The organism is Sphingomonas sp. GC_Shp_5, assembly GCF_026540855.1.
Taxonomy (GTDB): Bacteria; Pseudomonadota; Alphaproteobacteria; order Sphingomonadales; family Sphingomonadaceae; genus Sphingomonas.
In genome coordinates, this window is sequence record NZ_JALNUP010000015.1 from 44,226 (window position 1) to 56,932 (window position 12,707).

The window sequence follows — 12,707 nt, forward strand, 5'->3', positions numbered from 1 at the left end:
TGCCTCCATAGAAGCCGCGCGCTCATTGTTCGAGGGGGTTTAGGTGCAGACGGTCCGGGATCTGAAAAGCCTGCGCTCGAGCGTGGCCGAATGGCGCGCCGAGGGCGCGCGAATCGCGCTGGTGCCGACGATGGGCGCGCTCCATGCGGGGCACATGGCGCTGATCGAGGCGGCACGGCGGCCAGGCACCAAGGTGGTGGCGTCGATCTTCGTCAATCCGATCCAATTTGGTCCCAATGAGGACCTCGCCAAATACCCGCGGCGCGAGGCGGCGGATGCGCGGATGCTCGCCGAGGCGGGCTGCGACCTGCTGTGGCTGCCGCCGGTCGAGGCGATGTACCCGGAGGGCTTCGCCACCAGCGTCAGCGTGTCGGGCGTCAGCGACGGGCTCGATGGCGCTGCGCGTCCCGGTCATTTCGACGGGGTCGCCACCGTCGTCACCAAGCTGTTCAACCAGGTCGGGGCCGACGCCGCTTACTTCGGTGAAAAGGATTTCCAGCAACTCGCGGTCATCCGCCGGCTGGCGGTCGACCTCGACATGGCCATCGAGGTGGTCGGCGTGCCCACCCAGCGTGACGATGATGGCCTCGCGCTGTCGTCGCGCAACATCTATCTCGACGACGACCAGCGCGCCAAAGCGGTAGCGCTGCCGCGCGCACTCGGCGTCGCGGCGCGCGCAATCGCCAAGGGCGCGGACGTCGCCGCGGTGCTTGATGATGCGCGCAGCGCGCTTGGCGCGGCGGGCTTCGAGGTCGATTACGTCGAGCTGGCCGATGCCGAATCACTCACGCCTGCTCCCGCCCCCGATCGGCCACGGCGGCTGCTTGCGGCGGCGCGAATGGGTACGACACGGTTGATCGACAATGTCGGAATCGAGCCTAATTGTTGATCAATCTGGTTTTAATTGCGTTAACCATTTCGTAGTAGGACTCGGGCCAGGGTGTTCTCATCAACGATGGGGGCATCCAATGGGCACCAGCCTGAACAACGCGCGAATTCTGATCGACAGCCGGACCGCCGATGCGGCGCGCGGCAAGCCGGACGCGCTATTCGATCTCGGCATCTGCTATTCGACCGGCACCGCCGGCGTCGCGATCGACCTGATCGAGGCGCATAAGTGGTTCAACCTCGCGGCGGTGGCCGGGTTCGGCGAGGCCGCCGACGCCCGCGCCGAGATCGCCGGCAACATGACCATGCGCCAGATCGCCGAAGCCCAGCGCCAGGCCCGCGCCTGGATGGGCAGCACCCAGCGCCGCGCGGCCTGATCGCTGGTTGTTGATGCCGGACGTGTGCGGGGGGCGCCAGACGGCGGACGACGTCGCCAGAAGCCGTCATCTCGCAGACCGTCATCCCAGCGAAGGCTGGGATCTCGTGCCGCGACGGACAAGAGGCGCCAAAGACCCCAGCTTGCGCTGGGGTGACGTGTAGGCTTGGACTGCCACACTGGCCGGAACCCAGAGCCACGCGCCGCACGGCCTGCGTTCCTATGCTCCTGCCTGCTCAATAGCACGTCGGGCGCCGTTCTCCGGCCCCGACCGTGAACCGACGTTATTCCGCGGCGGCCACCTTCTTCACCGCCGCTTTCTTGGCTGGCGGCTTTTTGGCCGCCACCTTCTTTGCCGGCTTTGCCGGCGCCGTAGCCTCGGCCTTCTTCGCCGGTGCCTTCTTGGCGGCCGGCTTCTTCGCCGCCGCCTTCTTTTTCTTCGGCGGGGCCGCGGCGGCGCGGGCGTCGATCAGCTGCGCGGCCTCCTCCAGCGTCAGCGCCTCGGGCGTGATCGACTTGGGCAGGGTCGCGTTGGTCTCGCCATCGGTGACGTACGGGCCGTAGCGCCCCTCCATCAGCTTGATCTCGGCCTCGGTGCGCGGATGCTTGCCGAGTTCCTTGAGCGGCGCCCGCGCCGCACCGCGTGCCGGGCGGCCGCCACCCGCGGCCGCCTCGGCGAGCTTGACCACCGCGGCGTTCATCCCCGTCTCGAACACCTCGGCGGTCGAGGTCAGCCGCGCATATTTGCCGCTATGCGCGAGATAGGGGCCGTAGCGCCCGATCGAGGCGGTGATCGGCTCGCCCGTCTCCGGATGCGTGCCCACCGCCCGCGGCAGGCTGAGCAGCTTCAGCGCCCATTCCAGGTCCATCTCGCCGATGTCTTTGGGGATGGACGCGCGCTTGGCGTCCTTGCCCTCGCCGAGCTGGATATACGGACCGAACCGCCCCGACTTGCGCTCCACCTCGAGCCCCGTCGCCGGATCCTTGCCCAGCCCTTCGGGGCCGCTGTCCTCGCCATCCTCGCCGCCAGGTTGCGCGAAGCGACGGGTGTATTTGCACTCCGGATAGTTGGAGCAGGCGATGAACGCGCCGAACTTGCCGCCGCGCAGCGCCAGCTTGCCCGCCTCGCACTTCGGGCACAGCCGCGGGTCGCTGCCGTCCGCCTTGTCGGGGAACAGATAGGGCGCGAGGAACTGGTCGAGCTCGGCGGTGATCGCCGAGGGCTGCTGCTCCATCACCTCGGCGGTGCGCGGCTTGAAATCGCGCCAGAACGCCTCGAGCACCGCCTGCCACTGCGCGCGGCCACCGGAGACGTCGTCCAGCTCCTCCTCGAGCTCGGCCGTATAATCGAAGCCGACATATTTCTCGAAGAAGCGCTCGAGGAACGCCGTCACCAGCCGGCCGCTCTCCTCGGCGAAGAAGCGGTTCTTCTCGACGCGGACGTAGCTCCTGTCCTTCAGCGTCTTGATGATCGAGGCGTAGGTGGACGGCCGGCCGATGCCGAGCTCCTCCATCCGCTTGACCAGGCTGGCTTCGGAGAAGCGCGGCGGCGGCTGGGTGAAATGCTGTTCGGCGTTGACCGCCTTCTTGGCCGGGGCATCGCCCTCGCGCAGCCGCGGCAGCCGGCGCGATTCCTCGTCCTGGCCGGTCTCGTCGGTGCCTTCCTCGTAGAGCGCGAGGAAACCGGGGAAGAGCACCACCTGGCCGGTGGCGCGCAGGCTGGTGCGGCCGGTGCCGTCGCTCAGCTCGACACTGGTCCGCTCCATCCGCGCCGACGCCATCTGGCTGGCGAGCGCGCGCTTGAACACGAGGTCGTAGAGCCGCGCATGATCGCCCGAGCCGATCCGGTCACGGCTGAAATCGGTTGGCCGGATCGCCTCATGGGCTTCCTGCGCGTTCTTCGCCTTGGTCTGATATTGGCGCGGCGCATCGGGAACGTAGGAGGCGTCATAGCGATTGGCGATCGCCAACCGCGCGGCCGAGATGGCGCTGCCGTCCATCTGCACGCCGTCGGTCCGCATATAGGTGATCGCGCCATCCTCGTAGAGGCCCTGGGCGATCCGCATGGTATGGTCCGCCGAGAAGCCGAGCTTGCGCGCCGCCTCCTGCTGCAGGGTTGAGGTGGTGAAGGGCGGCGGCGGGTTGCGGCTGGCGGGCTTGGTCTCGACCGACTGGACCGAGAACCGGCCCTCCTCGACCGCGGTCTTCGCGCGCAGGGCATCGCCTTCGTTGCCGATCGACAGACGATCGACCTTCTTGCCCTCGAATTGGCTCAGCCGCGCCACGAACGGCGTGCCGTCATGCTCCATGTCGGCGGTGACCGACCAATATTCCTGGGGCACGAATGCCTCGATCTCGCGTTCGCGGCCGACGATCAGCCGCAGCGCCACCGACTGCACCCGGCCCGCCGATTTGGCGCCGGGCAGCTTGCGCCACAGCACGGGGGAGAGGGTGAAGCCGACCAGATAGTCGAGCGCGCGCCGCGCCCGATAGGCATCGATCAGATCGGTATCGAGCTCGCGCGGGTGCTGCATCGCGGTCGTCACCGCGGCCTTGGTGATGGCGTTGAAGGTGACGCGCTGGACATCCTTGGGCAGCGCCTTGCGGTTGCGCAGCACTTCCTGGACGTGCCAGCTGATCGCCTCGCCCTCGCGATCGGGATCGGTGGCGAGGATCAGGCGGTCGGCGGTCTTGGACAGATCCGCGATCGCTTTCAGCTGCTTGGACTTGTCGGCGTAGTTTTCCCACTCCATCGCGAAGCCCTCGTCCGGGTTCACCGACCCGTCCTTGGCGGGCAGGTCGCGGACATGGCCGTAGCTCGCGAGAACGCGATAGTCCGAACCGAGATACTTCTCGATGGTCTTCGCCTTGGCGGGCGATTCGACGATAACTAGCTGCATGGGAAAACTACGGGTCCTTACGTGTACGCGTACGAGGATGGGGAGCCGCGGCGCTGCTCGTCAAGCGCCGCCGTCGCACAGGCTCACCCTGCCGCCGGCGTGACGCTCCAGCCGCCCGGCAAGTTCCAGCTCGAGCAACACCGTCTGCACCGCCGCCGGCGACGCGCCCGCCTGGCGGATCAGCTCGTCGATCATCACCGGCACCGGCCCGAGCAGCGCGGTGAGCCGCGTCCGCTCGGCATCGGTGGCATCCGCCGGCGGCGGGCCGGCGAATGACGGGGCGGGCGCACGCACCGCGCGGGGATCGAACGGGCGGATCTGCTCGAGGATGTCCTCGGCGGTCTGCACCAGCGTCGCGCCCTCGCGGATCAGCAGGTTGCAGCCTTGCGCGCGCGGGTCGAGCGGGCTGCCCGGCACCGCCATCACCTCGCGCCCGGCCTCGGTGGCGAGCCGCGCGGTGATCAGCGAGCCCGAGCGCGGCGCCGCCTCCACCACCACCGTCCCGAGCGACAGCGCGGCGATGATCCGGTTGCGGTAGGGAAAGTGCCGCGCGCGCGGCTCGGTGCCGGGCGGCTGCTCGGCGACGAGCAGGCCCTCGCGCGCGATCCGCTCCTGCAGCGCGGCATTCTCCGGCGGAAAGACGACGTCGATGCCACTCGCGATCACGCCAATCGTGCGGGGCAGGGCGCCGCCATGCGCCGCGGTGTCGATCCCGCGGGCGAGGCCCGACACCACCGTCACGCCCTCGGCGCTCAGCGCATGGCCGAGCGCGCGCGCCATCCGGCACGCCGCCGCCGAGGCGTTGCGCGCGCCGACGATGGCGACGCAGCTCTGGCTGGCCAGCGCGACGTCGCCGCGGACGATCAGCGCCGCCGGCGCATCGTCGATCCGCGCCAGCAGCGCGGGATAAGTAGGGTCGTCGTGGAACAGATAGTGCGCGCCGAGCCGCGCCGTGGCCGCCATCTCGCGCTCGATCGCGGCGGGCGCCGGCACGGTCGGTGGCTGGCCGCCGCCGCGCCGCGCCAGCGCGGGCAGGGCATCGAGCGCCGCCTCGGCGCTGCCGAACCGGCTGAGCAGTTGCCGATAGGTGACCGGGCCGATCCCGGCGCTGCGAAGGAGACGGAGCCGCGCGAGAGCGGCGTCAGCCATGCTGGCGCCCGATACGCGGCTCGGTGCCGGTGATCAGCCGCTCGATATTGGGGCCGTGCTTCCACAGCACGATCACCGCCAGCACAAGCAGCAGCATCACCAGATCGAACCGTCCGAACAGCGCCGCCGCCACCGGCGCGCTCACCGCCGCCGCCATCCCTGCCACCGACGATACACGCACGGTCGCGAGCAGGCCGAGCCAGACGGCCGCGTAGATCAGGCCCAGCGGCCAGTAGAGCGCCACGGCGATGCCCATCAGCGTCGCCACGCCCTTGCCGCCGTTGAAGCGCAGCCAGATCGGATAGCAATGGCCGATAAAGGCGGCGGCGGCCGCGATCAGCGCATTGCCGGGGAACAGCGCCTCGACGATCCACACCGCCGCGGCGCCCTTCAGCATGTCGAGCAGCAGGGTCGCCGCCGCCAGCCCCTTGCGGCCGGTGCGCAGCACGTTGGTGGCGCCGATGTTTCCCGAGCCGATGGTGCGCAGGTCGCCCGCACCGCCGAGCCGCGTCAGGATCACGCCGAAAGGAATCGAGCCCAGCAGATAGCCGAGCACGAGTGCGCAAGCGGGTGCTAACCAGAATATCGCTGTCGGCACGTCGTCCCCCTTGCCAACATACATAGGGATTGGGGCAAAAATCGGCAACAACCTCCATCAGGCCGGTTCTATTGATGCTGGTGCGGCGGCCGTCGATCGCGGCCCTTGCCTTGGCCGTCGCACCGCATATGGCGGCGATCATGGATCGTCGCCCCATTCTGTTCTTCGATTCGGGCGTTGGCGGCCTGTCGATCGTCGCGCCGGCCCGGGCGCTGCTGCCGACCGCGCCGTTCGTCTACGCCGCCGATTCGGCAGGCTTCCCTTATGGCATCAAGACCGAGTCGGAGATCGCCGCGCGGGTGCCGGCGCTGCTTGGCCGGCTCGCCGAGCGCTTCCGCCCGCGGCTGATCGTCATCGCCTGCAACACCGCCTCCACCATCGCGCTGCCCGCGGTCCGCGCCGCGCTCGATCTCCCGGTGGTCGGAACGGTGCCGGCGATCAAGCCTGCCGCGGCGCTGAGCCTCACCCGCACCATCGGCGTGCTCGGCACCGATGCCACCGTGCGCCAGGCCTATGTCGACGATCTGGCCGCGCGGTTCGCCGGCGATTGCACCGTGATCCGCCACGGCTCGGCGGCGCTGGTCGAACTGGCCGAAGCCAGGCTCCACGGGTTGCCGACTCCGCCCGCCGCTTATGCCGCGGTGCTCGCCGGCCTGTTCGGCCAGCCCGGTGGCGACCGGATCGACGTTGTCGTCAACGCCTGCACTCACTTTCCCCTGGTCGAGGCCGAACTCGCCGCTGCAGCGCCGCACCCGGTGCGCTTCGTCGATGGCGGCGCGGGCATCGCGCGGCGCATCGCCCATCTCACCGATGGCGATGCATGGCGCGAGCAGGCGCCGCCAGGCGTCGCCGTGTTCACCCGCCTCGGCGCCGCCGAGCGCGCGCTCACGCCCGCGCTGGCGACTCGCGGCTTTGTCACGCTGGCCGAACTATGATGCCGCCTGGGACAATTTGACCAAGGTCAATCATACCTTGATCGATTACGGATAGTGGCCAAATTGCCTGGCATCGGGCGGGGCGGAGGCGTAGCAACTGCGATCATGACTGTGGACGGTACCGACACGCAGCGAGTGGATTATTCGCGCGTCTTCACCCAGGCGATCGATCGTCTCCATGCCGAGGGCCGCTATCGCGTCTTCATCGACATCCTCCGCAACAAGGGGATGTTCCCCAATGCCCGGTGCTTCGCCGGTCACAACGGCCCCAAGCCGATCACCGTCTGGTGCTCCAACGACTATCTCGCCATGGGCCAGCACCCCAAGGTGATTGAGGCGATGGAAGAGGCGCTGCACGATGTCGGCGCCGGTTCCGGCGGTACCCGCAACATCGGCGGCAACACCCATTACCATGTCGATCTCGAGGCGGAGCTCGCCGATCTCCACGGCAAGGAAGCGGCGCTGCTGTTCACCAGCGGCTATGTCTCCAACGAGGCGACGCTGTCGACGCTCGCCCGGCTGCTGCCCGGCTGCGTGATCTTTTCGGACGAGCTCAACCACGCCTCGATGATCGCGGGCATCCGCAACTCGGGCTGCGAAAAGCGGATCTTCCGCCACAATGATCTCGCGCATCTCGAGGAGCTGCTCGCCGCCGAGGATCCCGCCGCGCCCAAGCTGATCGCGTTCGAGAGCGTCTATTCGATGGAAGCGGACGTCGCGCCGATCACCGCGATCTGCGATCTCGCCGACAAGTATAACGCGCTGACCTACCTCGACGAGGTCCATGCCGTCGGCATGTACGGCCCGCGCGGCGGCGGCATCTCCGAGCGCGACGGCGTCGCCGATCGGCTGACGATCATCGAGGGCACGCTCGGCAAGGCGTTCGGCGTGATGGGCGGCTATATCGCCGCGGACCAGACCATCGTCGATGTCATCCGCAGCTATGCGCCGGGCTTCATCTTCACCACCTCGCTGTCGCCGGTGCTGGTCGCGGGCGTGCTCGCCAGCGTCCGCCACCTCAAGGCGTCGAGCGTCGAGCGCGAGGGCCAGCAGGCCTCGGCGACCCTGCTCAAGACGATGTTCGTCGAGGCCGGCCTGCCGGTAATGCTCGGTGAGACGCATATCGTGCCGGTGCAGGTCGGCGATCCGGTCAAGGCCAAGAAGATCAGCGACATCCTGCTCGCCGAATATGGCGTCTACGTGCAGCCGATCAATTATCCGACCGTGCCGCGCGGCACCGAGCGGCTGCGCTTCACCCCCGGCCCGAACCACGACGAGGCGATGATGCGCGACCTCACGGGCGCGCTGGTCGAGATCTGGAGCCGGCTCGAGTTGCGCAAGGCCGCGTGACCGGCGCTACCCGCCGGCAACGGCGGCCATTCAGCCGAGCGTGATCGACGCAGCCGTCGTCGGCACGGCGAGCAGCTCGGTGAAGCGCACGACGCTGCGCTGGCGATAGGTCTCCCCTTCCGGATCGGCCATGACGTGGATCACCTGCGGGGCGAGATCCACCACCCAATAATGCGGAATGCCGCTGCGGGCATAAGCGGCCAGCTTCTCGCCGAGATCGCGGCCGAGCGTGGTCTCGGCAATCTCCACCGCCAGGATCACGTCCGCCGGATCGACCGCGCGGTCGCTGGCGACGTCCGGAATTGTCACCGCAATGTCCACCGCGCGCACATTATGCTCGTCCAGCTGCACGATCAGGTCGATCGCCAGCCTTGCCGTGCCCGCGTAAAGCGGCAGCAGCTGCGCGAACAGCCGCCCATTGGCCTCCCCGTGCGCCATGTACGCAGGCATCATCTTGACGATCTCCCCTGCAACCAGCTCTACGCGCAGGTCGGAGAAGGCGCCCGCATTCACCATGCGCAGGAACTCGGCGGCGGTGAACCCGCCCGCGACGGCCGCGGCTTCGATCCGGACGAGTGATTTCATGGGCTTGGCATAACAGATCGGCGCGACGCTGTCCTACATGCCGCGGGTTTGCTACCCACAGTGGATCTTTCTCATCGTCGCCAAAATCGAAACGATCAAAGTTGAGAATCGACTATCCGAGTGACAACTTCCTCAACTTGTCTCGCGGCGCAACGCTTCGGACGCAGGGAGCACGGCCACGTCGGCGACATCCCCGCTGAGGCTGGCCAAGCGGCCGTCGCGGCGGTAAGGGCGCAAGCCATCCCGTCACTCGCCGAAAAGGCTCCTGTCGCCGTGCGCATCGCCATCGCCTCCGATCACGCCGCCGTGTCGCTCAAGGCGACGCTTGCCGGCTGGCTGCGCGACGCCGGCCACGAGGTGCTCGATTGCGGCACCGATGGCAGCGCCAGCGTCGACTATCCCGATTACGGCTATGCCGTTGCCCAGGCGCTCGCCGATAACCGCGCCGATCGCGGCGTTGCCTTGTGCGGCTCGGGCATCGGCATCTCGATTGCCGCCAACCGCCATCCCGCCTGCCGCTGCGCGTTGGTTTCGGAGCCGCTCTCGGCCGAACTCGCGCGGGTCCACAACGATGCCAATGCCATCGCCATGGGCGCCCGCCTGATCGGCGAGGAGATGGCCAAGGCCTGTCTCGCCGCCTTCCTTGCCGCCGAGTTCGCCGGCGGCCGCCATCAGCAGCGGGTCGACAAATTGTCCGCCCCCACGATCCAGACCGGCGGCGCGCCCGCCAAGGAGTTCGCATGAGCACCCAGCCTCAAGACCTGCACGCCGTCCAGTTCGATGGCTTCTTCACCCGCGGCCTTGCCGAGGCGGATCCTGCGGTGTTCGCCGGCGTGGCGCATGAGCTGACCCGCGAGCAGACCCAGGTCGAGCTGATCGCGTCGGAGAACATCGTCAGCCAGGCGGTGCTCGAGGCGCAGGGCTCGGTGTTCACCAACAAATATGCCGAAGGCTATCCCGGCAAGCGCTACTACCAGGGCTGCGCGCCGTCCGACGAGGTCGAGACGCTGGCGATCGAACGCGCCAAGCAGATCTTCGGCTGCGGCTTTGCCAACGTCCAGCCGCATTCGGGCGCGCAGGCGAACGGCGCAGTGATGCTGGCGCTGGTCAAGCCGGGCGAGACCATCCTCGGCATGAGCCTCGATGCCGGCGGCCATCTCACCCATGGCGCGCGTGCAGCGATGAGCGGCAAGTGGTTCAACGCGGTGCAGTATGGCGTCGATCCGGTCACCCATCTGATCGACTATGATCAGGTCGAGGCGCTTGCGGTCGAGCACCAGCCCAAGCTGATCATCGCCGGCGGTTCGGCCTATCCGCGCGTCATCGATTTCGCCCGGTTCCGCGCCATCGCCGACAAGGTCGGCGCCTATTTCATGGTCGACATGGCGCATTTCGCCGGCATCGTCGCCGCCGGGCTGCACCCGACGCCGTTCGGCCACGCCCATGTTGTCACCACCACCACCCACAAGACGCTGCGCGGCCCCCGTGGCGGCATGATCCTCACCGATGACGAGGCGCTGGCCAAGAAGCTCAATTCGGCGGTGTTTCCCGGGCTCCAGGGCGGGCCCCTGATGCACGTCATCGCCGCCAAGGCGGTCGCGTTCGGCGAGGCGCTGCGCCCCGATTACAAGAGCTACATCGCTGCGGTGGTGGAGAATGCCAAGGTGCTCGCGGCGACCCTCAAGGAGCGTGGCAGCGATGTCGTCTCCGGCGGCACCGACACCCATCTGGCGCTGATCGATCTCACCCCGCTTGGCATCACCGGCAAGGATGCCGACGAGGCGCTCGAGCGCGCCGGCATCACCTGCAACAAGAACGGTATCCCCAACGATCCGCTGCCCCCGGTCAAGACCAGCGGCATCCGCGTCGGTACCCCCGCGGGCACTACCCGCGGCTTTGGCCCCGCCGAATTCCGCGAGATCGGCAACATGGTCGCCGACGTGCTCGACGGCCTAGCCGCCAAGGGCGAGCACGGTGACGCCGCCGTCGAGGCGAATGTGCGGGAACGGGTTGCGGCGCTGTGCGCTAGGTTCCCCATCTACCAGCGTTAAGGAAGACCGATGAGCAAGATCGAAGACGTCCAGGCTACCGTCAAGAACACCCCTGGTCTCGGCAAGAAGATGACGAAGTACGGGCTGATCGGGGCGATCGTCGCCATTCCGGTGCCGTTCGTCGGCCCGGTGCTCGGCGCCATCGTCGGCACGGCGGTGGCCTATGCGAGGCGCGACAAGATCTAAATGCGCTGCCCCTTCTGCGGACATGAAGACAGCCAGGTAAAGGACAGCCGCCCCACCGAAGACGGGGCGGCGATCCGGCGCCGGCGCCAGTGCGAGGGCTGCGCCGCGCGCTTCACCACCTTCGAGCGGATCCAGCTGCGCGATCTGTGGGTGGTCAAGAGCGCCGGCACCGATGGCCTGCGCCGCGAGCCGTTCGACCGCGAGAAGCTGCTGCGCTCGGTATCGATCGCCACCCGCAAGCGCCCGATCGAGCCGATCCGCATCGAGAAGCTGGTCAGCGGCATCCAGCGCCAGCTCGAAACGACGGGTGACAGCGAGGTCTCGTCCAAGCGCATTGGCGAGATGGTGATGGAGGGGCTGAAGGGCCTCGATTCGGTCGCCTATATCCGCTTCGCCAGCGTCTACCGCGACTTCAGCGAAGCGCGCGATTTCGAGCAGTTCGCCGGCAGCGTCGAAGAGGCGGGGCGTAGCTGATGGCCGGCCTGCCCCCCGTCATCGTCCTGGTCCGCCCGCAATTGGGCGAGAATATCGGCAAGGCTGCGCGCGCCATGCTCAACTTCGGCCTTACCGAGATGCGCCTCGTCACCCCCCGCGATGGCTGGCCCAACCCCCAGGCAGGCCCGGCGGCGAGCGGCGCCGATGTCGTGCTTGAACGCGCGGTGGTGTATGACAGCGTCGCCGCCGCGGTCGCCGATTGCGGCCATGTCTATGCCACCACGGTGCGCAAGCGCGGCGTCACCAAGCCGGTGGCGACCCCCGAGGCGGCAGCCCAGGCGATCCACGCCAATGCCGCCACCGCGCGCTCGGCGATCTTGTTTGGCCCGGAGCGCTCCGGCCTTGAGACCGATGACGTCGCGCTCGCCGGCAGCATCATCACCGTGCCGATCAATCCCGAATTCGGTTCGCTCAACCTCGCCCAGGCGGTAATCCTGGTCGCTTATGAATGGTCGAAGGGCGAGGCCCTGGCTCAGCCGTCGCTCACCGATCTCGATCCTCCGGCGCCGCACGGCGAGCTCGAGGGCATGATGATGCAGCTCGATGAGATGCTCGAGGCCGCCAACTTCTTCTTTCCGCCGGACCGCGTGCCCACCAGCAAGCGTACCTTGCGGACGCTGCTCACCAAGCCCGGCTGGTCGTCGCAGGAGGTGCGCACCATGCGCGGCGTGCTCTCGGCATTGGACGGCGCCAAGCGCCGGCGGGGCGGGGACTGACGGCCGCCGTTCAGCGCCGGTCGAACGCCGCCAGCTCATAGGCGATCGACGCTTCCACCAGCGTCTCCCACATCGCAGCGATGGCATCGGCCGGCAGCCCCAGACGTTCGGCTTCGGCGACCGCCTGGTCGATCACCGCCGCCTTGCGGTCCTCGTCGCGAACATGGCCGCGCTCGGGTTTGATCCGGGCCGCGGCCTCCATATAGTCGAAGCGGCGGCGCAGCATCGCCACCAGCTCGGCGTCGAGCTGGTCGACGCCGGCGCGGACCTCGGCCATATTGGTGCAATCGGGTCCGGCGAGAATGGAGCTGGTCATGGCGCTTCTTAGTAAGGCTGCCATCGCTGTCCAGCGGTTGACGCGGGTTCCGCTTTCTGACAGAGGCCGCGGCTTCGCGATTGGCCCCGCATCCCGGTGAAGCGGTGGCCCTGTCGGTGTGTTCGCACGCCGTGCAGAGCGATACCGGGAACTACGTTGTTA

At 68.2% G+C, this 12,707-nt stretch carries 14 protein-coding genes; 9 read left to right on the forward strand and 5 right to left on the reverse strand.

Going from position 1 to position 12,707, the window contains the following annotated elements:
- Positions 1 to 43 precede the first annotated feature (43 nt).
- Positions 44 to 889 (forward strand): pantoate--beta-alanine ligase, encoded by an 846-nt coding sequence (gene panC, locus OXR60_RS12880; protein WP_267396315.1) that lies wholly within the window; start codon positions 44 to 46, stop codon positions 887 to 889.
- A 79-nt stretch (positions 890 to 968) separates the two neighbouring features.
- The gene (locus OXR60_RS12885) at positions 969 to 1,265 is read left to right on the forward strand and encodes an SEL1-like repeat protein (protein ID WP_267396316.1); all 297 of its coding nucleotides are present in this window, start codon (positions 969 to 971) and stop codon (positions 1,263 to 1,265) included.
- A gap of 283 nt (positions 1,266 to 1,548) precedes the next feature.
- Here OXR60_RS12885 and topA read toward each other — a convergent pair whose 3' ends face one another.
- Genes topA through plsY form a run of 3 tightly spaced genes read right to left on the reverse strand, consistent with a single transcriptional unit; the run spans position 1,549 to position 5,911 of the window.
- Entirely contained in the window at positions 1,549 to 4,164 is a 2,616-nt protein-coding gene (gene topA / locus OXR60_RS12890; RefSeq protein WP_267396317.1) for a type I DNA topoisomerase, read from the reverse strand.
- A 60-nt stretch (positions 4,165 to 4,224) separates the two neighbouring features.
- Complete coding sequence (dprA, locus tag OXR60_RS12895) at positions 4,225 to 5,313, reverse strand: DNA-processing protein DprA (protein WP_267396318.1); 1,089 nt, start codon at positions 5,311 to 5,313, stop codon at positions 4,225 to 4,227.
- A complete protein-coding gene (plsY, locus tag OXR60_RS12900) occupies positions 5,306 to 5,911 on the reverse strand; it encodes a glycerol-3-phosphate 1-O-acyltransferase PlsY (protein ID WP_267396319.1) in 606 nt (201 codons plus the stop codon). Before plsY ends, dprA begins: the two co-directional genes overlap by 8 nt.
- Before the next feature lie 140 nt (positions 5,912 to 6,051).
- On the opposite strand from plsY, the gene murI reads away from it, so the two are divergent.
- Positions 6,052 to 6,846 carry a glutamate racemase gene (gene murI / locus OXR60_RS12905; protein ID WP_267396320.1) on the forward strand — a complete coding sequence of 265 codons (795 nt, stop codon included), beginning with the start codon at positions 6,052 to 6,054 and terminating at the stop codon, positions 6,844 to 6,846.
- Positions 6,847 to 6,951: 105 nt separating this feature from the next.
- Positions 6,952 to 8,196, forward strand: coding sequence for a 5-aminolevulinate synthase (gene hemA, locus OXR60_RS12910; protein ID WP_267396321.1), 1,245 nt, complete (start codon positions 6,952 to 6,954; stop codon positions 8,194 to 8,196).
- 30 nt (positions 8,197 to 8,226) lie between these two features.
- Here hemA and OXR60_RS12915 read toward each other — a convergent pair whose 3' ends face one another.
- Positions 8,227 to 8,781 (reverse strand): Uma2 family endonuclease, encoded by a 555-nt coding sequence (locus OXR60_RS12915; RefSeq protein WP_267396322.1) that lies wholly within the window; start codon positions 8,779 to 8,781, stop codon positions 8,227 to 8,229.
- 273 nt (positions 8,782 to 9,054) lie between these two features.
- Here OXR60_RS12915 and rpiB point away from each other — a divergent pair, with 273 nt between their 5' ends.
- Genes rpiB through OXR60_RS12940 form a run of 5 tightly spaced genes read left to right on the forward strand, consistent with a single transcriptional unit; the run spans position 9,055 to position 12,229 of the window.
- On the forward strand, positions 9,055 to 9,525 hold the full coding sequence (rpiB, locus tag OXR60_RS12920; RefSeq protein ID WP_267396323.1) for a ribose 5-phosphate isomerase B: 471 nt from the start codon (positions 9,055 to 9,057) through the stop codon (positions 9,523 to 9,525).
- A complete protein-coding gene (gene glyA / locus OXR60_RS12925; RefSeq protein ID WP_267396324.1) occupies positions 9,522 to 10,832 on the forward strand; it encodes a serine hydroxymethyltransferase in 1,311 nt (436 codons plus the stop codon). The genes rpiB and glyA overlap by 4 nt, the downstream gene beginning before the upstream one ends.
- 9 nt (positions 10,833 to 10,841) lie before the next feature.
- On the forward strand, positions 10,842 to 11,018 hold the full coding sequence (locus OXR60_RS12930; RefSeq protein ID WP_267396325.1) for a hypothetical protein: 177 nt from the start codon (positions 10,842 to 10,844) through the stop codon (positions 11,016 to 11,018).
- Positions 11,019 to 11,492, forward strand: a complete 474-nt coding sequence (nrdR, locus tag OXR60_RS12935) for a transcriptional regulator NrdR (protein WP_267396326.1) — start codon at positions 11,019 to 11,021, stop codon at positions 11,490 to 11,492. It begins immediately after the preceding gene.
- Positions 11,492 to 12,229: an RNA methyltransferase gene (locus OXR60_RS12940; protein ID WP_267396327.1), complete on the forward strand. Its 738-nt coding sequence runs from the start codon at positions 11,492 to 11,494 to the stop codon at positions 12,227 to 12,229. The genes nrdR and OXR60_RS12940 overlap by 1 nt, the downstream gene beginning before the upstream one ends.
- Before the next feature lie 10 nt (positions 12,230 to 12,239).
- Here the strand turns inward: OXR60_RS12940 and OXR60_RS12945 are convergent, their stop codons facing one another.
- Complete coding sequence (locus OXR60_RS12945) at positions 12,240 to 12,545, reverse strand: chorismate mutase (RefSeq protein ID WP_267396328.1); 306 nt, start codon at positions 12,543 to 12,545, stop codon at positions 12,240 to 12,242.
- Between the last annotated feature and the right edge of the window lie 162 nt (positions 12,546 to 12,707).